The following is a 21,785-nucleotide window of genomic DNA, read 5'->3' as shown; positions in this document are numbered from 1 at the left end:
TTTCATCCGCGCGCGCGAAAAATCGCCGCAAGCTTCAACACTGCGGACTCCATTTCCCGCTCATTGTAGGCGGCAAAGCCCATCAGAAATCCCGTTGAGGCAGGTTGGCCTGCATATAACGCGGTCAGCCCGAGCATATCGACATCCGCGCGGCGGGCGGCGAGGGCGATCTCAGCTTCTGCGATCCCCTCTTTAAGGTGGCAGGGCATCTGCATACCGCCCGCCGGCGTCACCCAGGTGACGAAATCAGCGAGGTGCTGCTCGATCAGGCTGGCCAGTTTGTCACGCCGCGCAACATAGACGCCCCGCATCATCCGCACATAGGCACCAAAGTGCCCGCCCTCGATAAATTTAGCCAGCGTCAACTGGGGAATGGAGGCGGTATGACCATCCATTAATGTGCGCGCGACCGTCAGCGGTTCTACCAGCTCATCGGGAACGATCAGATAGGCGAGGCGCAGCCCCGGAAACAGTGACTTTGTGAAGGTGCCGATATAGATCGTCCGATCAGAGCCATCCAGCCCCTGTACGCAGGCCATCGGTTTGCCTTCATAGTGAAATTCACTGTCGTAATCATCCTCAATGATCCACGCCTGGTGCCGGTTTGCCCAGTCGATAACCGCCAGCCGCCGATCGAGTGAGAGCGTGGCGCCAGTAGGGTACTGATGAGAAGGGGTGAGATAGATCGCCCTGGCCGGTTCGCTCAGGGCGTTAAGCTGCTCAATCGACAGGCCGTTATCATCCAGCGCAACTGGCAGGGTGTTCAGCCCGGCCGCTTTGAAGGCTTTATGCGCTCCCTGATAGGCGGGATCTTCAATCACCACGCCATCGTTGTTGTCCATCAGCACGTTTGCGCAGAGTGTGAGTGCCTGCTGGGAACTGGTGACAATGATGATGCGATCTGCGGTAGCGTGCGCGCCGCGCTCCAGGTTGACATACTCAGCGATGGCCCGTCGTAACCGCTCCATACCCTGGGGCGGGCTTTGATCGAGAGCCTGGTGACGATACTCTTTCAGCACCTGGCGTTGCAGGCGCTCCCAGGTAGGGATCGGGAATAACCGTGTTTCAGGAATACCGGGAGCCAGCGGGCGAGGGCGGGAAAATTCGCGCACCCCTCCGCTTTGATAGATGACCTCTCCCCGGGCGCTGAGCGCGGGTTTGCACACTCCAGCGCTTGAACGGCGCTGCCTGGCCTGCGATTTCAGCAGCCGGGTACGGGGCGAGACGAAGCTCCCTTTTCCGGTGTGCCGTTCAATAAACCCCTCCGCATGCAGGCGACTGTAGGCGGCTTCAATGGTATCCCGCGAGACCGTAAGCGATGCTGCCAGCGCGCGGGAGGCGGGAAGCGCTTTCCCCTCAGACAAGATCCCGTCGAGGATAAGCGTGCGTATCGCCCGCTGGATCCTCTCATGCAGCGGCAATGATCCGTTGGCAGGATCGATCATCCACGCTTTTACCGTTTCAAGTTGTGCATGCTTAAACATTGGCTCTCTCCGCCATGACGCATCTTAACCGCCAGTCTAAAGCAACAGGGGAAAATGCCGAACCTAAATTGGTCTGCTCTGCACGCCAAAATTGGTGGGGCTAAACGTGCCATTGCCTGCTTATAATCATTTCGCAAGCGTAATGAGCTATTTCCATTCATTGGGTAGGAAATTACCGCCGGGATCTATTTCGGTGCAGCTTATTTGCGCCTGCCGGGCACATAACTGATATATAAAAAAGTGAGGTCATGACTATGAGTAATAACATTTTTACTATTGCAGCAGTGGTCGAGAGTGATTATGAGGGCTGGTTGCCGCTGTGGGAGAAATATCAGGAGTTTTATAAGGTGGATATTCCCGAGGCGGTGACTCAACGCACGTGGCAACGATTTTTCAGCCCGGTTGAGCCGGTATTTTGCGTGGTGGCGAAATATAACGGCAAGGTGGTGGGGTTTGCTCATTATCTCTTTCACCGCTCAACCTGGGCGGAGAGCGATTATTGCTATCTTGAAGATCTCTATGTTTGCGAATCCGTTCGCGGTCAGCAGGCGGGCAAGCAGTTGATTGAATATGTGCAGCGCGAGAGCAGAAAGCGTCACGCCAGCCATCTCTACTGGCACACCCACGAAACTAATTATCGCGGGCAGCGTTTATATGACTGGGTGGCGAAGAAAAGCGGCATGATCGAATATCGCATGCAGGTGAGATAACGATATTTTTTTGCACCTTTCATACGCCTTAAAAAATAAAAAGCAGGGCTTCTCAGCAAGCGACGCGTCGCGGCCGTTTTAACCTGAACAGGATGGATAAAATAGTGAAGAAGATACTTTTGTGTGGCCTGATACTGGCCTCTGCGTCATGCGCTGATTTCCAGAAAAGTATGCAGGATCGGATGAACGCGGTGAACGCTGCGCTCACACCTAAAGGCACAAACGCGCCGCAGAGCGCCTCTGCCAGCAAGGTGGGCACCATCACAAACGAGCAGTGCAAAACCAGCATCGGCAAGAGCCGCAGCTATTTCGAACAGCTTATTGGCTTCAGGCTGAATGAGTCCAACTCGTCCAGCTATACCTCTTTTTCGCAAACCTACAATTTGAAAATATCCGACAGGAAAGATCGCCTTGGCGGTAACTATGCCATCTGCGTCATTGCCATCGATCCGCAAACGGATAAAGTCACGACATTCTCTATGCCGGTTTAATACCGTGCCTGACGCTGTTTCGCGGACAAAATAAAACGGGAACCCTAAGGTTCCCGTTTTGCGTACAATGCCAGCCGCCTGAATCGGAGGCGAAGCGCAACTTACTGTGTCGACGTGGTTGTCGTCGTTGTGGTGCCGGTATTCGAACCGTTATTGCCGCCAGCCGCCAGTAGTGCGAGGCCGGTTATGGCCGTGGCGACGGTCACCCCTGCAATGGCGGAAGACCCCACTGCAAATTCAGAGGCGTTTGCGCCAGCCGCTTCACCGCTATTGAGCGCCAGGGCAGAGCCCGGCGCAGCAACAGCGTTACCCGCCGCTATCATCAAAACCAGGGCAGCAATTGTCATTTTCATCTTTCTTTTCTCCATTTAGCGTTACTTCCATCAGGGCGATGACACCCACCCATACACTATTTTTATTGTTGCCAAAGCGGGATTTATAACTGTATCTGTTTGTTAAATATGAATTTTTTTTCCATGCTCTGGTTATCAAGTGACTGATTTACCGACGCCTCGTTTTTAATCTCAGTGAGTATTTTCAGACGATCCGCATGCATGCCTGCGTGCTGCTGGCGCTTTTAGCGGCGCGGCCTACGCTTAAAAGGTGCGACGCAGCGGCCTGCAACAGGGCTGCGCTATAGCTGTCGTGAATGGAAAAAATGACAAAGGAGCAAGAATGAACATTGCCTGTCTTGGATGGGGATCGCTGATTTGGAAAGCGGATGGTTTACCGCTGGCCAGCCGCTGGCATGCCGATGGCCCGCGTTTACCCATTGAGTTTTCCCGCGTCGGTGATGGGGGCGAGCTGGCAACGGCGATCTGCATTAACGCGCCGGCGCTTCCGGTTCACTGGGCGTTTCTCAATACCGGCGATCTCGAGCTTGCGACCGCGGCCCTGCGCAAGCGTGAGCAGATCCCGGATTCACGGGACGATGGCGTCGGCTCGTTGGTGCTGGCGGGTAATATGGACGGTACTCTCGCCACCTGGGCGGCGGCAAGACAGCTTGATGCGGTGATCTGGACCGCGTTGCCACCGCGTTTCAATGGCATTGAAGGGCGGATCCCCTGTGTCGATGATGCGCTCGCTTACCTGCGCTCATTATCAGGCGACACCCTCAACCACGCGCAGGACTACCTCTGCCGGGTTCCCGCCGTGTTCGACACGCCCTACCGCAGGGCGATTCGCGAGCAGCTCGGCTGGCCCTGCTAATTCCGACCGTCGCGTAACTAATCACATTTTTGTAACACTTTCATCGCACCCTGGTAGCGCTTCGCCAGGGTAGACTCTGCCTGCTCATTGAATATGGAAAAAAGAGAACTTTAAGATGCCATTACGTTCGATTCAGGCGTTGTGTTTACTCAGCTTCTTTATGGCGGATGTGCGGGATGGTCTGGGGCCCTTTCTGGGGATCTTCCTGATTCACTATCACTGGAGTGCGGAAGCGATCGGCTACGCGATGACCGCAGGCGGTATCGCCGGGCTTCTGGCGACGCTGCCCTCCGGGATTGTGGTTGATGCCTCGGCGCGCAAACGGGCGATTATCGCCGTGGCGGCGCTGCTGATCATGGCGGGTACGCTGCTGCTATGGTTCTTCCCCGGCTCGTTGATGGTTTATGCAAGCCAGGTGGCAACGGGCATTTCGGCGGCATTTATCGGCCCGGCAATGGCGGGCCTGACGCTGGGGCTGGTGGGGCAGCAACGCTTTGCCCATCAGCTGGGACGCAATGAAGCTTACAACCACGGCGGCAATATGCTCTCGGCGCTGCTGGCCGGTGTTGCCAGCTGGTACTGGGGCATTGGCGCGGTCTTCCTGCTGATGCTGGTGATGGCCTTTGGCGCGCTGATGGCGGTGCTGGCGATCCGCGAAAAAGATATCGATCACCGCGTCGCGCGCGGGCTCAATCCTGAAGAGACGCTCGGTGAGATCCCGTCGCTCTTTACGCTGCTCAAAATCCCGGCGCTCACCATTACCGGGCTGACCCTGATGCTGTTCCATCTGTCGAATGCCGCACAGCTGCCGATGCTGAGTATGCAGGTAGCCTCAGGCCATAACGCCGCGCTGTTTAACCCCGGCGCATATGCCGCAATGACGGTGGTGATAGCGCAGGGCGTGATGATCCCGGTGGCGCTGATGGTCTCGCGCTACGCCCAGCGATATGGCTATGAAAAACTGATTTTGATCGCGCTGATTATCCTGCCGGTTCGCGCAATGACCGCCGCGCTATGGCCCTCGCCATGGGCGGCGATCCCGGTGCAGGTTTTTGATGGGATGAGCGCCGGTATTCTCGGCGTGGCGGTGCCCGGCTTTATCGCCTCGCTGTTAAACGGCACGGGGCACGTTAACGCCGGGCAGGCGCTGGTGATGCTGATGCAGGGCTTCGGTGCCGCCATCAGCCCCTCGCTTGCCGGTACCGTGGCAACGCACTATTCGTGGCGCACGGCTTTTATCACGCTGGCGAGCATTGCCCTGACGGCGCTGCTCATCTGGCTCGGCTTCGCCAAAAAAGGATCAACGCAACCCCTTCGCGAGTGACCTCTCCTGCGGCTGATGCGCTGTTAACGGTTCCCGGCGCATCAGATCGCGGCAGACATAAAAGAGCCCAATCATAAAAGGAAACTCATACAGCTCTTCAATCAGATCCTGATAGTCGCGCTTGTGCAGGAAGAAGTAGGCGATTGCGCGGTGGTGCTCCACGCTGTCAGAAATCAGGAAGGTGACGACCACCAACGCAAAACTCCAGACAAGCAGGGTTTGATGGCGCAATCGGTCACTAATCTGCTGGCGTAGCGCATGGGAAAAGAGGGGAAACAGTACCAGCGCGCCAATCAGTAACACCGAGATGGCACGAAAGAGCAGGCGCGGTTCATGCGGAAAATAGTCGCGGCCCCAGCTGACGCTGCGTCCAAGCAATACCAGCCACCACATCGCAGCCCAGATCCAGAAACGTTTGCGCTCTGGCGTCAGCGGAGTGGTGAGCGCGAAGCGCAAGGTAAAAACAAAAGCAAACAGCAGCCAGAGTGCCTGGACATTTTCTATCACTGATACCGACAGCCCGTGATAAAGGGGCAGAGAAAAGTCGGCGAAAAAAGGAATGATGCAGGCGAAAACCGCCAGAATCACGGTGGTGGGCGTCAGGCGTTTATCGAATTTCATAATATTGCCACGTTGATAATAATTAGCGGGCTAACATAGCGGATGAGGGTTTGTGCTGCTTTGCGATTAGTGGCTTATTGACTTATCAGGGTGGGAAACGCACCGGCAAAAAAGCCGGTTGCGTTATTTTCAGGCGGCCTGAACGGTATTGATAATCTTATGGATGCGTTGTTTGAAGCGCTTAATTGACCTGTCTATTTTCCGGCGATGAAGAAAGCGGAAATAAGATGAGAGCGGAACAAATTCGGCTTCACCAATATTATCGATAACGACCAGTTCATACTCTTGTGGCGCGGTTTTACGCACCAGCACATTGTACTCTTTCAGCGTCATGGTCGAGATGCCGTACTCAATGAGATTGCTGCGCAACTCAGCGAGTTTCTCCTCGAGCAGAGGCAGAGAAAGACGCTTGTTCTTCAGGTAGAAGGCCAGGCTTTTGGAAATTTTCCCATCGTAATCGGTGACCAGATCGAAAACATGGCCGGTGCCAAAATTGGTCTGGATTTTACCGTAGTAGTTTGGAATGGCCTGGCATGCCTGAATAGAACCTGATTTTTTGCGGTAGTAGCGCGTTTCGCGCTTCACCTCTTTTAACCCACCGTCATCGGGGTTATAGAGGGTTTTGACACATTTTTGACTATCAAACGGGTGCTGGTAACACCGGCGGTGGCGGCCGCTACCTATATTCTCTTTTAGTATCAGCATGGTTTACTCTCCTTGCCGGATACTATGAGATTGCGCGGTTAAATATTTCCTAAACGAGAGAAATGCTTTGATACATTTGCCTGGAAGCCAGGGAATAAGCGCACCACATGTTAAATTTGGTCGCCCGGTGGGGGTAAGGAGCGACCCTGAAACCACGCGCTGCGCGTATCACGTCATTGACGTTTACTCCTGAACCATCCACATATCCGCCTCTTCAAACATCTCTTCCAGCATGCGGTTCAGCTTTTCGCGATCGCTTTTGCTGGCATCGCTGTTAAGGCCGTTAGCCTGCATCGGTTTCACCCGCACATCGGCGTCCGGGAAGATGCGGTGTACGCGCTTTGTCAGTTCAGTGAGGATAATCTCTCTCGCGCCGGGTAAACCTTCAACGTTACGCTTGTCGTAAACCAGTTCAACAAACACAGGGTCGTCCTATTCAGTCTGAATTTTTCGTGCAGCATTTATACTGGATAAAAAATCAGTATTCAAGACTAAAGCGTGTAACAGGGGCGCATTCTGCGTACAAGCCCATAAACCGGGCATATTGGGCGCAGCAGGGGAGGCAGGGAGAAGAAATAAAGGATGGCAGTTTCGACATCAAAACTGCCAGCGAAGAGAGTACAAATTGTTAAAGCGTATATCCGTCACTTGTGCACTTTATAACCTGTCGGCCAAAAGTGCACAAACGCAAATTTTTCGCTGGAGGGATTCATAAAATTGATGATCAGTGTATTAATCATCAGCCTTTGTAATTCCCCTGGCGAAAATGTGCTTATACCGGTTCGCGCTGAAGTTTGAAGATGCGCTGTTCCGCCTGCTGCTGCATCGCCTGCGCGGCGGCGGAGGACTCTTGTGAGAGCGTGGCGTTCTGCTGCGTTGCGGCGTCCATGTGCGTGATGGCGACATGTACCTGATCGATGCCCACACTCTGCTCGTTGCTGGCCAGCGAAATGGTATCGACAAGTTGGCTTACGCGCTCAACGCTCTGCATGATTTCGGTCATCGCGCTGCCGGCGTTTCTCACCAGTTTGTTGCCTTCATCAATGCGATTCACCGAACGCTGGATCAGTTCACTGATCTCTTTCGCCGCCGTAGCGGAGCGCTGGGCGAGGGCGCGCACTTCCGATGCTACCACGGCAAAACCGCGGCCCTCAGTCCCTGCGCGCGCCGCTTCTACCGCCGCATTGAGCGCCAGGATATTGGTCTGAAACGCAATGCTGTCGATCACGCCGATAATGCTGCTGATCTCGGTCGAAAGGTGATTGATCTCGCTCATGGTGGTGACGACGCGCTCCACGACCTCACCGCCCTGGTTAGCTACCCGCGTGGCTTCACGGGTAATATCACTGGCGATGCGTGAATTATCAGCATTGTTCTTCACCACCGACGTCAGCTCTTCCATCGAGGCGGCGGTTTGTTCAATCGCGCTGGCCTGCGCTTCATTGCGTGCGGAGAACTCTCGGCTGCCGCTGGCAATCTGCTGTGAGGCGCCGGCGATCGTTTCAGTGCCGGAGCGAACCCCGGAGACGACGCGCGTCAGGTTCCGGTTCATCTCCTGCATGGCGCGCATCAGTTCGGCGGTCTCATCGCGCCCGGAAATGACGAAGGAGGATTGCAGATCGCCCGCGGCGACGGTGCGGGCAACGGAGACGGCCTGTGCCAGCGGACGCGTAATACTGCGAATTAACCACCAGGTGATCAGCATGCCGACAATCAGCGTAAAGGCCATCACCAGCGTCAGCATCAGACGCGTCTCTTCAAACAGGGTGTTATTGTGCGCCTCGGTCTGCTGGCGGATATGCGCCGCATGTTGCAACGTGCTCGCCACCACCGTATCGATCATTTTAGTCGGTTCCCGATCGATACCGGTCACCATATGGTCGACCCGCTGTGCGCTGCTGGCATCAGTAATATCGTAGTGCTGCAAGGCATCCAGATACTCTCTTTCCAGCTTTGCATGCAAGTCGATAGTTTTGACAACCTCATTGTTCGCGACACCAATCTTTGGAAGCAGCACGCTCAGGGTTTTTAACAGCGCCTGCGTTTTCTGGCTCTGTTCAACAAAGGCGTTTTTATATTTAACGAAGGTTTCCTGATTTTGCGTCCCGCGCAGCAGCGTGTTTTTCCACTCCTGCACCTGAATTTTGAACTGCACTTGCGCATTACGCGCGGTGTCGATGCTCTGCGCAACTTCGCCTTCGGTTGTCATGATCTGTTTGTTTTGCGCGAGTGCGCCGGCGTTAATGGCGAGACCGCGTATCCCCATAAACAGCGTTGCCAATAACAATAACGTCGCCAGCAAACCCAGACGCTGCCCGATAGTAAGATGGTTAATTTTCATGCTGTGTCACTTCCCCTGGTGATGAGGCGCAAATGGCGCACACGCCAGCACTATCGACCTACTTAAGCAGGGCTTTAATGTCGATCTGAACAGAAACAGAGCATTTTTAGCTTAATATTTTGATATATATACAGATGTCATTTTTATGACATTTTCGTGACGCTGTATTACTGCTCAACTTACCGTGTGCGCAGAGGGGTTAACCCTTCAAATGATGCCTGGGATCGGCATGGATCTTCGCCAGCAGGCGCCAGGGTTTGCTGTCCAGAAGCCAGGCGGGAATATCTGCCGCCAGAAGCGGGCGGGCAAAAAGATAACCTTGCGCCTCATCGCAGCCATACTCTTCAAGCATGCGCGCGGTTTCCACATCTTCCACGCCTTCCGCCAGCACCTCGTAGTTCAACTCTTTCAGCATCATGATCACATTGCGCGCGATGATGCGGCTGTCGTTGTCGGTGGCGATCTGGCTGACCAGCGAGCGGTCAAGCTTGATCATGTCAATGGGAATGCGCCGCAGGTAGCTGATATTGCTGTAGCCTGCGCCAAAATCATCAAGCAGGATGGTAAAACCGAGCGCGTCGAGGCGGTTAAGCTCGCGCAGGGCGGCATCGCTCTCCAGCACTTTTTCCGTTTCCAGACACTCAATATGAATATCGGCAGGCGTAAGCCCGGCGTCGATAATGTGCTGCGCCAGTTCATCGGCAAAACCGCTGCGCGAGAAATCACTCACCGTGACGTTAATGGAGACAGGAAGATCGATGCCGATCGCCTTCCAGGCTTTGACCTGGGCGATCACCGTTTTGATTACCCAGTGGGTGATATCCGCCATCAGGGTCGTTTTTTCCGCCAGCGTGACGATCACCGCTGGCGAAATCGGCCCAAGCTCGGGGTGGGTCCAGCGCAGCAGCGCCTCCACGCCCTCGGTCTTTCCCGTGCGCAGAGAAATTTTCGGTTGATAAGCCATATGCAGCGCGCCCGATTTGATCGCCTGGCTCAGATCGTAAAGCAGGCGGAAATCAGTATTACGCTGCTCATCAAGCACCTGGTTGAAGTGCAGTACCGGAATATTCTCGCGGATCGCCTCATGCAGGGCGCTGATCGCCTGACGCACCACCTCCTGCACGCCGTCCCTTTGCGGCATAAAGGGCACATAACCGGCGTGAATAGAGAGATTGATATTGATATCGGCACCAATGGTTGCCTGGAAAGCGTGTACTCTTTCAACCCGCTTAGCCAGCCTGAGCGCCGCGTTACGCTCGGTCAGCACCGCAAAGCGTCCGGTGGCAAAGGCATAAAGCGTTGTTGCCTTATTAAGCCGCAGGCGCATCTGCAACAGCGGGCCAAAGCTGCGCAGCAGCGTCTCCAGCGCTTCAACGCCGAGATAGCGGGTCAATTCATAGGCACGGGGAATATCAATACAGTCAAAAATGATCAGCGCATAGTCACCGGTTGCGTTCTGCTTCAGGCGCGTCATCTCTTTGATTAAACAGGGGCGGTTCGGCAAGCCGGTCAGCGCATCGACGAGGCCGATGTTGTAGCAGGATTCAAGGTAGAGGGTGGCGAGCGCGGCGATGCGCTCAAAAGTGGCGAGTTGCCGGGCTGTGGGTTGGTGAATATCCGGATGGGTGACGCACAGCGTGCCGAGCACTGCTCCCTCTTTGGCGATCAGCGGTGCCGAGGCGTAAAAGAGTATATCGCCGCTCTGCACCAGCGGCTGATGGGAAAAGCGGGCGTCGAGGCGGGTATCGGCACACACAATCGTCTGACCTTCGGCCAGCGAATACTGGCACATGGTGCGATCGATGGCGATTTTGTCGTGCTCAATCGGCACCTTTTCGACGAACTTGATGTACTGAAACTCATCATCAAAGGTGGTAATAAAACAGCCTGCTACGCCCATCACTTCGCTTGCCAGACGCGCAAATTCCGCCAGCGCCGCATCGCGGGCGGTGTCTGCCTTACTCAATAATTCAAGCGCGGCCAGCTGTCTGCTTTCACTTTTATTAAGACCCGTAAACATGGTGCGCTCCTGCCCAACAAGTTAAAACAGGGTGTCTTAGTCTGAGAACGCCATCAGCGTGACAGGCTTCGGGCTACCCGATGCAGCCGTGTATCACTATTTCCACCAGCCAAGCTGGGTGCCGACCACGGCGATAATCGCGACGATCAACATAATGATGGTGGTCTTTTTCATGGGAGCTCCTCGGTCAGCGGCTCGCGCCGACCCTGTTAAGTGTATATGAAAGCGAGGCCATTAAGATTTGCCTCATGCCAGCAACGGGAAATAACGCCATTAATTGAGCTGCTGGAACGCTTTTTTAGTCTTGCTCTTCTTTACCCGGTACATCATTTCATCGGCCGCGCGCAGGGCACTGTCCGCATCGTACTGGTCAGGGTTAATTTCAATCACGCCGACGCTGGCACCGGGGTAATAAAGATGAATATCACCGAGCTGATACTCGCCGGCAATCTGCTTATCAAGGCGCGTTTTCAGCGCGCTGAGCAGCACACCCTGCGGCTGCTGGAGCGGGCCGCCGGGGCAGGCGAGTAAAAACTCATCGCCGCCGAGACGACCAATAATGTCATCTTTACCGCGATCCTGCGTCAGCCGCTTGCCCACTTCAATCAGGAACCGATCGCCAGTCTCATGGCCAAACTGGTCGTTAATCCCTTTGAAATTATCGAGGTCGATAAAGGCGATAATAACGTGGATTTTGAGATGGCGGGCGAGGGAGAAGAGCGTCGATAGCGACTCGAACAGCGAACGGCGATTTGGCAGGCCGGTCAACACATCGGTATAGGAGTGGGCGATCAGCGCGGCGTTGGCTTCGCGCAGCTGGTCAACCAGATGCTCTTTTTCAATGTATTGCGCGATCAGGCCGGCAAACAGGCGCAGCACCTGCTCGCCGCGCACGCTGAGCATCTTTTTCTGATTGCTGGCTGCACACAGCGTGCCATAGAGCGAACCGTCCGCCAGCTGCACCGGCTGGCTGAGATAGGTGGTGATCCCCAGCGCCTGTGCGGCTTCGCAATCGCGCCAGCGGGTTGCCACATCATTGGCAAACAGACAGTTATCATCCAGCGCGCGTTTGCACAGGCTGTCGCCAAAGGGGAGGGAGAACCCTTCCGGGATCTCAAGCTGCTTGCTGTTGCGGGAGTAGACAATATGCTGCTGGCGGGGGTCATCACTGATTTTGGTCAGATAGGTCGATTCCATATCGGTCACCATCTCCAGCATTTCCAGAAACTGGCGGACTAAGCTTTCCAGCGAGTGCTCTTTCGACAGGGTTTCCGATACCCGGGCGAGAATGAAATCGGACATGAATATTGGGCTCCGGTGCGTAGGTACCTCGTTGACCCGGCACGTTATTGCTGACTATTTCGACGGCGCGCCATTAAAACATGAACGAAAAAGATTTGATATATCGTGTAATGGACAAAAAAAAGCCCCGCTGATGAGGCGGGGCAAAAACTCATTGATTACGGAATGATGTTCTCTGGTCATGGGTGAGAACAAGGCAGACTATAACGGCGAAAAGTGCATTAAGGATGGAGAAATCATGGAGATATGCCGTTTGCGCGGCTATTCTGAAGAGCGTTGTTGGTCACTGTAAGGAAAAGAAGATGCGTTATGGGTTACTCGTTTTACCGTTGCTGGTCTCTGCCTGCACCTCATCGCCAGCTAAAAAGCCGGACCATCCGCAGGTCGGCATGGCCAACCCGGCGGCAGTCTACTGCCAACAGCGCGGCGGCGAGCGCGTGCCGGTGCAGAGCCCGCAGGGTGTGCGCACCGAGTGCAAACTGCCGGGCGGCGAAGTGATCGACGAGTGGGCGCTGTGGCGTCGCGATCATCCGACACCAGGATCGTGACAGCGGCAGAAAAGCCCGGTAAACTTCTCTTTCAGAATTATCTCATATTCAGCTTTAACGAGATCACGCGAGAGAAGCATGTTTCAGTTACGACCGGGCAGCCAGGCATTAGTCATCGGCGCCCAGACCGCCAGCGGGCGGAGCAATATCGGTAAATCCGTTGAGTTATTTGGTCTCTGCCAGCCGGGTGAGCGCTTTCTCAATCCGGTGAATGGCGTGGTTACCGAAATGCCGCGCACCGTGGCGCGCGCGCTCTGGCTGGTGACGGGCGATGTGACCGCGTTTGACGGTCAGCACGGTTTCGCCTTTGTACGCGCCGAGCACCTGATGCCCCTGCAGCCGGACAGCGCGCCGCAGGACGAGCGCTCGCAGGTGATGAGCTAACGCAGCGTGCGCAGCCACTCCGCCAGCACGACGGCGTGGTTTTGCTCCCTATCTTTTGCCGCATATAACAGCGTGACGGTGCCGTTTTTCCCCCGCGCCGCCAGCTGTTCTCCTGCCTCTTTTTGCGCCTCAAGCTCTTCCCGGTAGCTCTTCTTAAAGGCGGCAAAATCGATCGCCTCGCCGTGAAACGCTTTGCGCAGCTCCGTTGACGGAGCCAGCGTTTTGCACCATTCGTCATAAGCCAGATCGACTTTTTTTATGCCGCGCGGCCACAGCCTGTCGACCAGCACCCGGTAGCCATCCTCTTTGCTGGCGGCGTCGTAAACACGTTTACACTGGATCATCGCGTTCTCTCCTTTTCTTAAACTGGCAACTTATTGTTTCATAATTGTTCGTAATTCGGCCCTGCTGATTTAAGGTGTTGTGATTAACGTTAAAGACGTCTAGTGTGATGCGCCTTATGTTAGCCATTATCTACCACGGCATAGGGGCACTTCTCCATGAATCACATTCCGCCTAAAAAGACACTGCGTATTGCGCTGATCGGCGACTATAACCACGACACTGTTGCGCATCAGGCGATCCCGCTTGCCATTGATGATGCCGCGGCTGTCCTTGAGATCACCGCTGACTATGACTGGCTGGCAACCCGCGAGATCGACAATCCTGAAGATCTGGTCGGTTATGACGCCATCTGGGTCGTGCCGGGCAGCCCGTATGAAAATGCAGAAGGGGCGTTTATCGCCATCAAGTATGCACGTGAAAACGCCATTCCGTTTCTCGGCACCTGCGGCGGTTTCCAGCATGCGGTGATCGAGTACGCCCGCAATGTGCTGGGCTGGGAGGATGCCGCCCATGCTGAAACGCAAACTGCAGGGCGAATGGTGATTACACCGTTGACCTGCGCGCTGGTGGATCAAACCGGTGCCATTGAGTTAAGACCCAATACGCTGATTGCCCGCGCCTATGGGCGCAATGAGATTGATGAAGCCTACCGCTGTAGCTTTGGCGTCTCCCCGGAGTTTGCCAGCGAGCTCGAGCGCGGCGATCTGCGGGTGACCGGCTGGGATGAAGAGGGTGAGGTGCGGGCGGTGGAGTTGATCACTCATCCGTTCTTTGTCGCCACGCTGTTCCAGCACGAGCGCGGTGCGCTGGAAGGACGTCCGGTGCCGCTGGTGCATGCAATGCTGCGCGCCGCAGGCGAATAAGTCCGTGGATTGTGCCGGATGGCGGCTTGCGCCTTATCCGGCCTACAAAGCGGTACCGGTTCGAGGGTGACACTTACGCTGTGCCGGATGGCGGCTGACGCCTTATCCGGCCTACAAAGCGGTACCGGTTCGAGGGTGACACTTACGCTGTGCCGGATGGCGGCTTGCGCCTTATCCGGCCTACAAAGCGGTACCGGGTTGTTGTAGGCCGGATAAGCGTTTACGCGCCATCCGGCATTTACCCGCAATCCCGCTTTTACCGGCATCAAGCCTCTAAACGGAAACAATCTCCCGGTCACGTCCGGCAAACGCGCCGCACAGCGCCATCACTACCGACAAGAGCGCACAGGCGATCAGCGGCAGATGCCAGTCGCCGCTGGCGTCATGCACTTTCCCCATCAGCGGCGGTCCGCAGGCGGCGAGCAGATAACCCACTGATTGCGCCATCCCCGACAGCGCGGCGGCCTGATGCGCCGAGCTTGCCCGCAGGCCAATAAAGGTCAGGCCGAGGATCATCGTCGCCCCGGAGCCAAATCCGTACACCACCGTCCAGATCGCCGCGTGCTCCGGTTGCAGCCATAGCCCCAGCGCGCCCGCAGCACACAGCAGTGCGACCAGCGCCGCGATAGCCCGCTGATCGCGAAGGCGGTGCAGCACCAGCGGAACCAGTAGGCCGGGTGCGGCCGTAGCCAGTTGCAGCACGCCGTGCAGCGAGCCAGCCTGCGCCTCGCTAAAACCCTGGCTTATCAGAATCGATGGCAGCCAGCCAATCACAATGTAGTAAATCAGCGAGTTGATCCCGAGATAGAGCGTCACCTGCCAGGCCAGCGCCGAGCGCCAGATGCCGCGGCTGTGAAGCGCGCTGCTGGTACTGAGCGCAGCAGGTGCGCCGTGGCGCAACCGCGGGAGCCAGAGCAGCAGTGCCAGCAGCGGGAAGATCATTAGCGTCAATAACGCGCCGTGCCAGCCTGCGCCGCTCTGCGCAATCGGCACCATCGCTGTGGATCCGAGTGCCGCCGCCGCGCCCATGGTGAGGGAATAAGCCCCGGTCAGTTTGGCGACATGCTGCGCAAAATCCCGCTTCAGCATGCCGGGCAGCAGCACATTACCGAGCGCAATGCCGCAACCAATCACCGCCGTGCCGATAAACAGCAGCAGAGAAGAGGGCAGCGAGCGCAGGGCGATGCCCGAGCAGATCAGCAGCAGCGCGACAAAAAGGCTGCGCTCCATACCAATCCGGCGCGCCACGCCCGCCGCCAGCGGCGAAATCAGCGCGAAGGCCAGCAGCGGCAGCGTAGTGAGCATCCCGGTTTGCGCCGTGGTTAAACCATATTCGGCGCGAATGGCATCCAGCAGCGGCGCGGCGCCGGTAAAGGTAACGCGAAGCGTGGTAGCAATCATCAGAATGCCGACAATCAGCAGCACGCGCTGTTTGCCGTCAGAGGAGGGAGTAATCATGGTGTTCTCATTCATAAACAGAGGGCATTACGATAGCGTTTTTCACTGCTGTTTGAATCAAGCTAAAATGACACTTTATCGCTAAATTCGGACAACTTTATGCACGACTTAGCCCTGGCGGGCTTCGATCCCGACAGCCAGCAGGAAGCCGCCGTCGCCTTTCACATCCGCATGGCAGCGCACGAACAGCGTATTCCCGCTCATCATCACCGCAAAGGGCAGCTGATCCTCGCCTTAAAAGGGGCGATTACCTGTGAAGTAGAGAATGCCCGCTGGATGGTGCCGCCGCACCACGCCATGTGGCTACCGGGTTTTGTGCCGCACAGCAATCACGCCACCGCCAATGCGCAACTCTGCTTTCTGTTTATTGAAAGCTGGGCGGTGGTGATGCCGGAGCACTGCTGCACCCTCAAGATCTCGCCGCTGGTGCGCGAATTGATCCTGCAACTTGCTGCCCGTTCAACCGCTGCACGGCGTGAGCCGCAGACCCAGCGCCTGATCCAGGTGCTGTTCGATGAGTTACCCCATCAGCCGCAAATGCAGCTCCAGCTTCCCGTCTCCATGCACCACAAGATCCGTCAGATGGTCGAGACAATGGAGCAGGTCCCGGCGGAGCGGCAGACGCTGGCGCAGTGGGCGCAGCGTTTCGCCATGAGCGAGCGCAACCTCGCGCGCCTGGTGGTGAAAGAGACGGGGCTAAGCTTTCGCCGCTGGCGACACCAGTTGCAGCTGATCCTCGCCCTGCGTCTGTTGATTGAGGGGCATAGCGTGCAGCATATCGCCCAGACGCTGGGGTATGACTCAACCACGGCGTTTATCACCATGTTTAAAAAGGGGTTAGGGCAGACGCCGGGGCGCTATCTGGCAACGCTTGGAGAGCGGTAATATTTCTTCCTGCCAAGTCCACTTATGTTGTGTGGAATTAAATCGTTTATAGCGCCCGAAACAAAAGGATAAGTCATTAATATCGCAAAACTGTTTTTAATAACTTTTTCAGATATTCAATGCACTTTTTGATATTTGTGTGATGAAAAGCCTTATGTGACTTTAACGCGGCAATAACACAATAACCGGGCATAAGGATTAGCATGGCAACCACATTACAGACAAAAAACATTGTTGCGCTCAGCGCGCTGGCGCTGCTTTCGGCGCTCTCCTTCTCCGCGCAGGCAGATAAGCTGGCGGATATCAAAGCCGCAGGCGTCGTTAAAGTCGCCACCTTTGACGCTAACCCGCCCTTTGGCGCGATCGACCCTAAAACCCACGATATTGTCGGCTACGACGTCGATTTTGCAAAAGCGCTGGCGAAAAGCCTCGGCGTCAAGCTGCAACTGGTTGCCACCAACCCGGCGAACCGTATTCCGCTGCTGCAATCCGGCAAGGTCGACCTGATTGTTGCAGATATCACCATCACCCCGGAGCGGGCGCAGGTGATTGATTTTTCTACTCCCTATTTCGTTACCGGCCAGCAGTTCCTCGTCCCGGCCTCGTCCCCGGATAAGCTGGATGCCTACAGCAAAGCGCGTATCGGCGCGGTGAAAGGCACCACCGGCGAGCAGGCGCTGCATCAGCGCTTCCCGCAATCGCGCGTGCTGGCCTATGACGACATTCCGCTGGCGCTGACCGCGCTGCGTAACGGCAACGTACAGGCGATCACCCAGGACAGCACCATTCTGGCGGGGCTGCTTGCGGGCGCGCCGGACAAAGCGAAATTTAAGATCCTGCCCGATCTGCTGTCGAAAGAGGAGATTGGCGTCGGCGTCAGCAAAGGGGAGAGCGCCCTGCTGAACAAAGTTAACCAAGAGCTGGTGAACCTCGAAAAGAGCGGTGAAGCAGCGAAAATTTACGACACCTGGTTTGGCCCGCAAACTAAAACTCCGGCTCCGCGTAGCTTTACCATAGAAGCGAAATAACGATGTTGGCAGGTCTCTTTTCTCCCTCTGCGGCAGATGCCGCAGGGGCGTTGCCCGTGCAAAAAGGCACGGTAGTGTTTCGCCAGGCGAGCAAACGCTTCGGCGACAATGTGGTGCTGAAAGCGATTGATTTACAGGTTGCGGCGGGAGAAGTGGTGGCGGTGTGCGGCCCTTCCGGCTCCGGGAAATCGACGCTGATCCGCCTGATTAACCAGCTCGAAAACCTCTCCAGCGGCGAGATTTTTGTTGATGGTCAGCCCACCAGCCAGCTCACCGGGCGGAAGTTGCGCGAGTTGCGCCGCCATGTTGGCTTTGTTTTCCAGCAGTTCAACCTCTACGCCCACCTCACTGCGCTTGAGAATATCACCCTCGCGCTGCGCCATATTCACGGCAAAAGCGCCGCCGAAGCGCAGCAGATCGCACTTGCGCTGCTGGCGCGCGTTGGCTTGCAGGAGAAAGCGCAGCACTACCCGGCGCAGCTCTCCGGCGGGCAGCAGCAGCGGGTAGCGATTGCACGCACACTGGCGGCCGATCCGCACATTATCCTGTTTGATGAGCCGACCTCAGCCCTCGATCCGGAGATGATTGGCGAAGTGCTACAGGTGATGAAATCGCTGGCGCACAGCGGTATCACCCTGATTGTGGTCACGCACGAGATGCAGTTTGCGCGCGAGATCGCCGACCGGGTGATTTTTATCGACGGCGGCGAAATTCTTGAGCAGGCCGCGCCCGCTGACTTCTTTACCGCGCCGCAGCATCCGCGCGCGCAGCGTTTTCTGCAAAAGGTGCTTAACCCGCTGCATGCCGATAACAAGGAGCTGTAATGGCACTGCATCTTGACTGGGCGGGCGTGCTCAGCGGCCAGCCCGCAGCGTGGATCCTCTCCGGCTTTCTCACAACCGTATGGGTCACGCTGGTGGGCATGATCCTCGCCACCCTGCTTACCGTGCTGCTGCTGGCGCTGCGTCTGGCGGGCGGGCGCGTGGGGCGAGGCGCGGTGGCAGCATGGGTATCGCTGTTTCGTAACACACCTTTACTGGTGCAACTGCTGTTCTGGTATTTCGCCGCGTGGAACGTTTTGCCGCTGGCGGCTCGCCAGTACGTGAATGACGAGCACGCCTTCAGCATTCTGCCGGGCGATGTCTGGTGGTTTACGCCAGAGTTTCTCTCCTCTGCCTGGGCGCTTGGGCTCTTTACCGCCGCCTTTCTGGTGGAGGAGATCCAGGCCGGGCTGCTCGCCGTGCCGCGCGGTCAGGTGGAGGCGGCGCAGTCGCAGGGCTTCAGCCCGCTTGCGATCTTTCGTTGGGTGCTGTTGCCGCAGGGGTTGCAGAATGCCTGGCAGCCGGTGGTGGGGCAGTATCTCAATCTGATGAAACTCTCCTCGCTGGCGACCGGGATTGGGCTGGGCGAACTCACTTACCAGACGCGGCAGATTGAGAGCTTTAACGCCCACGCGCTGGAAGCCTTTGCCGTGGGTAGCGCGCTCTATCTGCTGCTTGGGTTGCTGATGAGCGTGCTGTTTAACCTGCCGCGCCACTGGCGGGCACTGCGCCACGCCACGGAGGTGCCGCGTGATCGCTAATATCACCGTCATTACTGATAACCTCGACTACTTGCTGTGGGGGAGAGCCGCGCAGGGTGAGCCGGGCGGTGTGCTGCTGTCGCTGTTGATGACTATTGGCGCGGCGGCACTGGCGTTTCCCGGCGGCATTCTGCTGGCGTGCTGCGCCTGGCGTTTTCGCGGCTGGCCGCGCAAGGTGCTGTTTCTGTGGGCGGAGCTGATTCGCGGTATCCCGCTGATTTTCGTTATCTTCTGGCTCTGGTTTTTACTGCCGTGGATAACCGGGGCGGATCTGCCCGGCGCGGTAACGGTTACGCTGGCGCTGGCGTGGTTTACCTCGGCCTCGGTGATGTATTCGACGCTGGCGGCGCTCGGCGCACTCCCGCGCGGGCAGTATGAAGCGGCGCTGAGCAGTGGTTTTTCCAGCGCACAGATCCTGCACCGCGTGTTGTTGCCGCAGGCGTTACGCAACGCGCTACCGTCGTTTATCGGCTTGCTCATCGCGCTGCTGAAAGATACCTCTCTGGCCTTTATTGTTAACGTCCCGGAGCTGACCACCGTCGCCGGGCAGGTGAACAACCGGGTGCAGGTTTACCCGGCGGCGCTGTTTATCTTCACCGGGCTGGTCTACTACCTGCTGTGCAGCGCGCTGGAGTTTGGCGTGAAGCGCTGGCAGCGGCGGATTTCACTGCCGGCCAATTAGCAGCGATACCAGGCCTGCGGCAATCAGTGGCCCGACCGGCACGCCCCGGAACAGGGCCACGCCTAAAACGGTTCCCACCAGCAGCCCCGCAACCAGCGAGGGCTGCGAACTCATCAACGTAACCCCGCGCCCACCCAGCCATGAGACAAACACCCCGACGGCAATCGCCACCAGCGATTTCCAGTTGGCAAAGGAGTGCAGCAGCGTCGAGGGCGGCAGCGATCCGCTGGCAATCGGTGCCATCACGCCAATCGTCAGAATAATAATGCCGACCGTCAGCCCCTGCTTTTCGATCCACGGAAAGAAGGTGTTAAGCGGTGTGACGCGCACAATGATTAGCACCAGGATCGAGACCGCAACGGTGGTGTTATGGCTGACAAAGCCGAGCGCGGCGAGGGCGAGCAGAATAAACAGCGTGGTATCAAACATGCAAAGCGTCCTTACTCTGCGCTCTCGCGCCTGAAATCGACCAGCGCTGGCTGGGCGATGCGCAAATAGTCGTGGGTATTCATGATCACTGATTTTTCCAGCAGCCCGGCGTTGAAGGCGATCTCATCGAAGCGCTGAAACAGCACCGGGTCGGCAACCAGTTCAAGGTCAGGGTGAAAAGAGAAGGGGGGAATGGCACCAAAGACGCAGGCGGTGAGGGTATCGACCTCCGCCGGGCTTGCCAGCGATGCTTTCAGGCCGCCAAAGTGTTGCGCTAAGCGGCTGAGATCGGCCTGCAGGTCGGCGGCCAGGATCGCCAGCACATGTTTTTTCACGCCGTTGCCTTTGATTTTACACACCAGCGCTTTGGCACCCTGGCCGAGGGCGGTACCGCGAATTTCACTCACCGCTTCACACTTGCCGACGGCCTCATGCTCAACCACGCGAAAGCGTGCCTGTTGCTCAGTAAGAAGTTGGAGTAGATGCGCGTGGATATCGCGGCTGGCAATCTCAGACATGTTCGCTCCCGGAAAATGTAAAGAGGTTTACATTACCGCACATCACGGGGGCTGAAAATAAAAATGCCGCCCCGGGGGGCGGCCAAAAAATACAAGCACTACAAACAATTCTTTGTGTGTACGGTTAATGCTTCTGCAAAAGATAGCTGTTTTCAAAACCCGGAACGCTGCCGATGACATCGTAGCCGCTAAAGAAACCGCCTGCGCGCAGCAGGTCGACCGCCGGGCCGACTTCCGGTGAATATTGATGATCGCGATAATCATCGAACACAATAAATCCACCGCTGACCACCGTCGGGCCATACAGCAGGAAGTCGGCGAGAACGTGCTCTTTCAGGTGACCGCCGTCGATATGCAGTAAAATCGTTTTTGGCTCCAGCGCCAGCACACGTTCAATGCTGCGCTCTGAATAGCCGCGTATCAGCGTAATTTCCGGGAAGATATGCTCGTGATAAAAGCCCAGTTCCAGGTGCTGATTAGGAAGCTCCATCGGATCGATGCTAATAATGCGGCGCTTGCGCTCACACATTACATTCATAAACGCGCTGGATTTACCTTTCCAGACGCCAATCTCAATAATGTCGCCCTCTGAGTGGGCGTTATTCACCAGCCAGCAGAGGTAGCCCAGAAGTTTGACCTGGTCATGAAAAGAGAGCTCGCGTCGCGGCATCGCTTTTTCCGGCGGAAGAGTGGCCTGCGCCTGAATAAACTGCTCACCCAGATCGTTCCACACCTGATCGATCTTCCGTGTCATTTCCGGATCTTCTAAAAATACCTTTAAATCTTTGAGCTCGATCATGAACGTAGTCCTGAACAATACAGTTGGCATAGCTGACGAAATTTAATGAGACTACTT

General features: G+C 56.5%; 26 protein-coding genes. 12 read left to right on the top strand and 14 right to left on the bottom strand.

Annotation, left to right across the window (positions count from 1 at the left end; genetic code table 11):
• Positions 1-2: 2 nt before the first annotated feature.
• Positions 3-1,484, bottom strand: a complete 1,482-nt coding sequence (locus EH164_RS13270; protein ID WP_124968552.1) for a PLP-dependent aminotransferase family protein — start codon at positions 1,482-1,484, stop codon at positions 3-5.
• Between the two features lie 254 nt (positions 1,485-1,738).
• Here EH164_RS13270 and EH164_RS13265 point away from each other — a divergent pair, with 254 nt between their 5' ends.
• Positions 1,739-2,194, top strand: coding sequence for a GNAT family N-acetyltransferase (locus tag EH164_RS13265; protein WP_124968551.1), 456 nt, complete (start codon positions 1,739-1,741; stop codon positions 2,192-2,194).
• Positions 2,195-2,298: 104 nt separating this feature from the next.
• Positions 2,299-2,685, top strand: a complete 387-nt coding sequence (locus EH164_RS13260) for a hypothetical protein (RefSeq protein WP_124968550.1) — start codon at positions 2,299-2,301, stop codon at positions 2,683-2,685.
• Between the two features lie 101 nt (positions 2,686-2,786).
• On the opposite strand, the gene yjbE is transcribed toward EH164_RS13260, so the two are convergent.
• Positions 2,787-3,038, bottom strand: coding sequence for an exopolysaccharide production protein YjbE (yjbE, locus tag EH164_RS13255; protein WP_124968549.1), 252 nt, complete (start codon positions 3,036-3,038; stop codon positions 2,787-2,789).
• 322 nt (positions 3,039-3,360) lie between these two features.
• Here yjbE and EH164_RS13250 point away from each other — a divergent pair, with 322 nt between their 5' ends.
• Positions 3,361-3,894, top strand: a complete 534-nt coding sequence (locus tag EH164_RS13250; protein WP_124968548.1) for a hypothetical protein — start codon at positions 3,361-3,363, stop codon at positions 3,892-3,894.
• Positions 3,895-4,009: 115 nt separating this feature from the next.
• Positions 4,010-5,218: an MFS transporter gene (locus tag EH164_RS13245; RefSeq protein ID WP_124968547.1), complete on the top strand. Its 1,209-nt coding sequence runs from the start codon at positions 4,010-4,012 to the stop codon at positions 5,216-5,218.
• Here the strand turns inward: EH164_RS13245 and EH164_RS13240 are convergent.
• The 7 genes from EH164_RS13240 to EH164_RS13210 all read right to left on the bottom strand — a co-directional run bounded on the left by EH164_RS13240 (position 5,195) and on the right by EH164_RS13210 (position 12,207).
• Positions 5,195-5,839 carry a hypothetical protein gene (locus tag EH164_RS13240; protein WP_124968546.1) on the bottom strand — a complete coding sequence of 215 codons (645 nt, stop codon included), beginning with the start codon at positions 5,837-5,839 and terminating at the stop codon, positions 5,195-5,197. The two genes, EH164_RS13245 and EH164_RS13240, sit on opposite strands and share 24 nt — an antisense overlap.
• 129 nt (positions 5,840-5,968) lie before the next feature.
• A complete protein-coding gene (locus EH164_RS13235) occupies positions 5,969-6,544 on the bottom strand; it encodes a YrbL family protein (protein ID WP_023481439.1) in 576 nt (191 codons plus the stop codon).
• Positions 6,545-6,727: 183 nt separating this feature from the next.
• On the bottom strand, positions 6,728-6,967 hold the full coding sequence (locus EH164_RS13230; RefSeq protein ID WP_023481865.1) for a DinI family protein: 240 nt from the start codon (positions 6,965-6,967) through the stop codon (positions 6,728-6,730).
• Between the two features lie 349 nt (positions 6,968-7,316).
• The gene (locus EH164_RS13225; protein WP_124968545.1) at positions 7,317-8,885 is read right to left on the bottom strand and encodes a methyl-accepting chemotaxis protein; all 1,569 of its coding nucleotides are present in this window, start codon (positions 8,883-8,885) and stop codon (positions 7,317-7,319) included.
• 199 nt (positions 8,886-9,084) lie between these two features.
• Positions 9,085-10,905, bottom strand: coding sequence for a sensor domain-containing phosphodiesterase (locus EH164_RS13220; protein ID WP_124968544.1), 1,821 nt, complete (start codon positions 10,903-10,905; stop codon positions 9,085-9,087).
• 96 nt (positions 10,906-11,001) lie between these two features.
• Positions 11,002-11,058, bottom strand: a complete 57-nt coding sequence (locus tag EH164_RS22935; protein ID WP_367165960.1) for a hypothetical protein — start codon at positions 11,056-11,058, stop codon at positions 11,002-11,004.
• Positions 11,059-11,178: 120 nt separating this feature from the next.
• Positions 11,179-12,207, bottom strand: a complete 1,029-nt coding sequence (locus tag EH164_RS13210; protein WP_124968543.1) for a sensor domain-containing diguanylate cyclase — start codon at positions 12,205-12,207, stop codon at positions 11,179-11,181.
• Positions 12,208-12,509: 302 nt separating this feature from the next.
• Between EH164_RS13210 and EH164_RS13205 the strand changes: the two genes are divergently transcribed.
• Together EH164_RS13205 and EH164_RS13200 are read left to right on the top strand one after the other, a co-directional pair.
• Positions 12,510-12,755, top strand: a complete 246-nt coding sequence (locus EH164_RS13205; protein ID WP_023481685.1) for a DUF333 domain-containing protein — start codon at positions 12,510-12,512, stop codon at positions 12,753-12,755.
• A 78-nt stretch (positions 12,756-12,833) separates the two neighbouring features.
• Positions 12,834-13,139, top strand: coding sequence for a hypothetical protein (locus tag EH164_RS13200; protein ID WP_124968542.1), 306 nt, complete (start codon positions 12,834-12,836; stop codon positions 13,137-13,139).
• Here the strand turns inward: EH164_RS13200 and EH164_RS13195 are convergent.
• Positions 13,136-13,483, bottom strand: a complete 348-nt coding sequence (locus EH164_RS13195) for a DUF488 domain-containing protein (protein WP_124968541.1) — start codon at positions 13,481-13,483, stop codon at positions 13,136-13,138. The genes EH164_RS13200 and EH164_RS13195 overlap by 4 nt on opposite strands.
• A gap of 156 nt (positions 13,484-13,639) precedes the next feature.
• Between EH164_RS13195 and EH164_RS13190 the strand changes: the two genes are divergently transcribed.
• On the top strand, positions 13,640-14,347 hold the full coding sequence (locus tag EH164_RS13190) for a CTP synthase (protein ID WP_124968540.1): 708 nt from the start codon (positions 13,640-13,642) through the stop codon (positions 14,345-14,347).
• Between the two features lie 273 nt (positions 14,348-14,620).
• Here EH164_RS13190 and EH164_RS13185 read toward each other — a convergent pair whose 3' ends face one another.
• Positions 14,621-15,805, bottom strand: coding sequence for a CynX/NimT family MFS transporter (locus EH164_RS13185; protein ID WP_124968539.1), 1,185 nt, complete (start codon positions 15,803-15,805; stop codon positions 14,621-14,623).
• A gap of 99 nt (positions 15,806-15,904) precedes the next feature.
• Between EH164_RS13185 and EH164_RS13180 the strand changes: the two genes are divergently transcribed.
• From EH164_RS13180 to EH164_RS13160, 5 genes are all read left to right on the top strand, one after another.
• Positions 15,905-16,690 (top strand): helix-turn-helix transcriptional regulator, encoded by a 786-nt coding sequence (locus EH164_RS13180; RefSeq protein ID WP_124968538.1) that lies wholly within the window; start codon positions 15,905-15,907, stop codon positions 16,688-16,690.
• Positions 16,691-16,893: 203 nt separating this feature from the next.
• Complete coding sequence (locus tag EH164_RS13175; RefSeq protein ID WP_124968537.1) at positions 16,894-17,718, top strand: ABC transporter substrate-binding protein; 825 nt, start codon at positions 16,894-16,896, stop codon at positions 17,716-17,718.
• Between the two features lie 2 nt (positions 17,719-17,720).
• Positions 17,721-18,542 (top strand): amino acid ABC transporter ATP-binding protein, encoded by an 822-nt coding sequence (locus EH164_RS13170; RefSeq protein ID WP_124968536.1) that lies wholly within the window; start codon positions 17,721-17,723, stop codon positions 18,540-18,542.
• Complete coding sequence (locus EH164_RS13165) at positions 18,542-19,300, top strand: amino acid ABC transporter permease (RefSeq protein WP_124968535.1); 759 nt, start codon at positions 18,542-18,544, stop codon at positions 19,298-19,300. Before EH164_RS13170 ends, EH164_RS13165 begins: the two co-directional genes overlap by 1 nt.
• Positions 19,290-19,982, top strand: coding sequence for an amino acid ABC transporter permease (locus EH164_RS13160; protein ID WP_124968534.1), 693 nt, complete (start codon positions 19,290-19,292; stop codon positions 19,980-19,982). The genes EH164_RS13165 and EH164_RS13160 overlap by 11 nt, the downstream gene beginning before the upstream one ends.
• Here EH164_RS13160 and EH164_RS13155 read toward each other — a convergent pair.
• The 3 genes from EH164_RS13155 to EH164_RS13145 all read right to left on the bottom strand — a co-directional run bounded on the left by EH164_RS13155 (position 19,965) and on the right by EH164_RS13145 (position 21,728).
• Positions 19,965-20,411: a DUF441 domain-containing protein gene (locus EH164_RS13155; RefSeq protein WP_054802901.1), complete on the bottom strand. Its 447-nt coding sequence runs from the start codon at positions 20,409-20,411 to the stop codon at positions 19,965-19,967. The genes EH164_RS13160 and EH164_RS13155 overlap by 18 nt on opposite strands.
• A gap of 11 nt (positions 20,412-20,422) precedes the next feature.
• On the bottom strand, positions 20,423-20,929 hold the full coding sequence (locus tag EH164_RS13150; RefSeq protein ID WP_124968533.1) for a YbaK/prolyl-tRNA synthetase associated domain-containing protein: 507 nt from the start codon (positions 20,927-20,929) through the stop codon (positions 20,423-20,425).
• Positions 20,930-21,053: 124 nt separating this feature from the next.
• Entirely contained in the window at positions 21,054-21,728 is a 675-nt protein-coding gene (locus EH164_RS13145) for a class I SAM-dependent methyltransferase (RefSeq protein ID WP_124968532.1), read from the bottom strand.
• Positions 21,729-21,785 lie beyond the last annotated feature (57 nt).

Origin of the sequence: Kosakonia sp. CCTCC M2018092 (assembly GCF_003864115.1) — a bacterium.
Taxonomy (GTDB): domain Bacteria; phylum Pseudomonadota; class Gammaproteobacteria; order Enterobacterales; family Enterobacteriaceae; genus Kosakonia; species Kosakonia cowanii.
Note: the sequence above shows the minus strand (reverse complement) of the source record. Positions and strands in the feature narration are given on the sequence as shown.

Bases quoted from the DNA above. Each gene is read 5' to 3' on its own strand.
- EH164_RS13270 (WP_124968552.1), bottom strand. From the start codon at position 1,484: ATGTTTAAGCATGCACAACTTGAAACGGTAAAAGCGTGGATGATCGAT.
- EH164_RS13265 (WP_124968551.1), top strand. From the start codon at position 1,739: ATGAGTAATAACATTTTTACTATTGCAGCAGTGGTCGAGAGTGATTAT.
- yjbE (WP_124968549.1), bottom strand. From the start codon at position 3,038: ATGAAAATGACAATTGCTGCCCTGGTTTTGATGATAGCGGCGGGTAAC.
- EH164_RS13250 (WP_124968548.1), top strand. From the start codon at position 3,361: ATGAACATTGCCTGTCTTGGATGGGGATCGCTGATTTGGAAAGCGGAT.
- EH164_RS13245 (WP_124968547.1), top strand. From the start codon at position 4,010: ATGCCATTACGTTCGATTCAGGCGTTGTGTTTACTCAGCTTCTTTATG.
- EH164_RS13240 (WP_124968546.1), bottom strand. From the start codon at position 5,839: ATGAAATTCGATAAACGCCTGACGCCCACCACCGTGATTCTGGCGGTT.
- EH164_RS13235 (WP_023481439.1), bottom strand. From the start codon at position 6,544: ATGCTGATACTAAAAGAGAATATAGGTAGCGGCCGCCACCGCCGGTGT.
- EH164_RS13225 (WP_124968545.1), bottom strand. From the start codon at position 8,885: ATGAAAATTAACCATCTTACTATCGGGCAGCGTCTGGGTTTGCTGGCG.
- EH164_RS13220 (WP_124968544.1), bottom strand. From the start codon at position 10,905: ATGTTTACGGGTCTTAATAAAAGTGAAAGCAGACAGCTGGCCGCGCTT.
- EH164_RS13210 (WP_124968543.1), bottom strand. From the start codon at position 12,207: ATGTCCGATTTCATTCTCGCCCGGGTATCGGAAACCCTGTCGAAAGAG.
- EH164_RS13205 (WP_023481685.1), top strand. From the start codon at position 12,510: ATGCGTTATGGGTTACTCGTTTTACCGTTGCTGGTCTCTGCCTGCACC.
- EH164_RS13200 (WP_124968542.1), top strand. From the start codon at position 12,834: ATGTTTCAGTTACGACCGGGCAGCCAGGCATTAGTCATCGGCGCCCAG.
- EH164_RS13195 (WP_124968541.1), bottom strand. From the start codon at position 13,483: ATGATCCAGTGTAAACGTGTTTACGACGCCGCCAGCAAAGAGGATGGC.
- EH164_RS13190 (WP_124968540.1), top strand. From the start codon at position 13,640: ATGAATCACATTCCGCCTAAAAAGACACTGCGTATTGCGCTGATCGGC.
- EH164_RS13185 (WP_124968539.1), bottom strand. From the start codon at position 15,805: ATGATTACTCCCTCCTCTGACGGCAAACAGCGCGTGCTGCTGATTGTC.
- EH164_RS13180 (WP_124968538.1), top strand. From the start codon at position 15,905: ATGCACGACTTAGCCCTGGCGGGCTTCGATCCCGACAGCCAGCAGGAA.
- EH164_RS13175 (WP_124968537.1), top strand. From the start codon at position 16,894: ATGGCAACCACATTACAGACAAAAAACATTGTTGCGCTCAGCGCGCTG.
- EH164_RS13170 (WP_124968536.1), top strand. From the start codon at position 17,721: ATGTTGGCAGGTCTCTTTTCTCCCTCTGCGGCAGATGCCGCAGGGGCG.
- EH164_RS13165 (WP_124968535.1), top strand. From the start codon at position 18,542: ATGGCACTGCATCTTGACTGGGCGGGCGTGCTCAGCGGCCAGCCCGCA.
- EH164_RS13155 (WP_054802901.1), bottom strand. From the start codon at position 20,411: ATGTTTGATACCACGCTGTTTATTCTGCTCGCCCTCGCCGCGCTCGGC.
- EH164_RS13150 (WP_124968533.1), bottom strand. From the start codon at position 20,929: ATGTCTGAGATTGCCAGCCGCGATATCCACGCGCATCTACTCCAACTT.
- EH164_RS13145 (WP_124968532.1), bottom strand. From the start codon at position 21,728: ATGATCGAGCTCAAAGATTTAAAGGTATTTTTAGAAGATCCGGAAATG.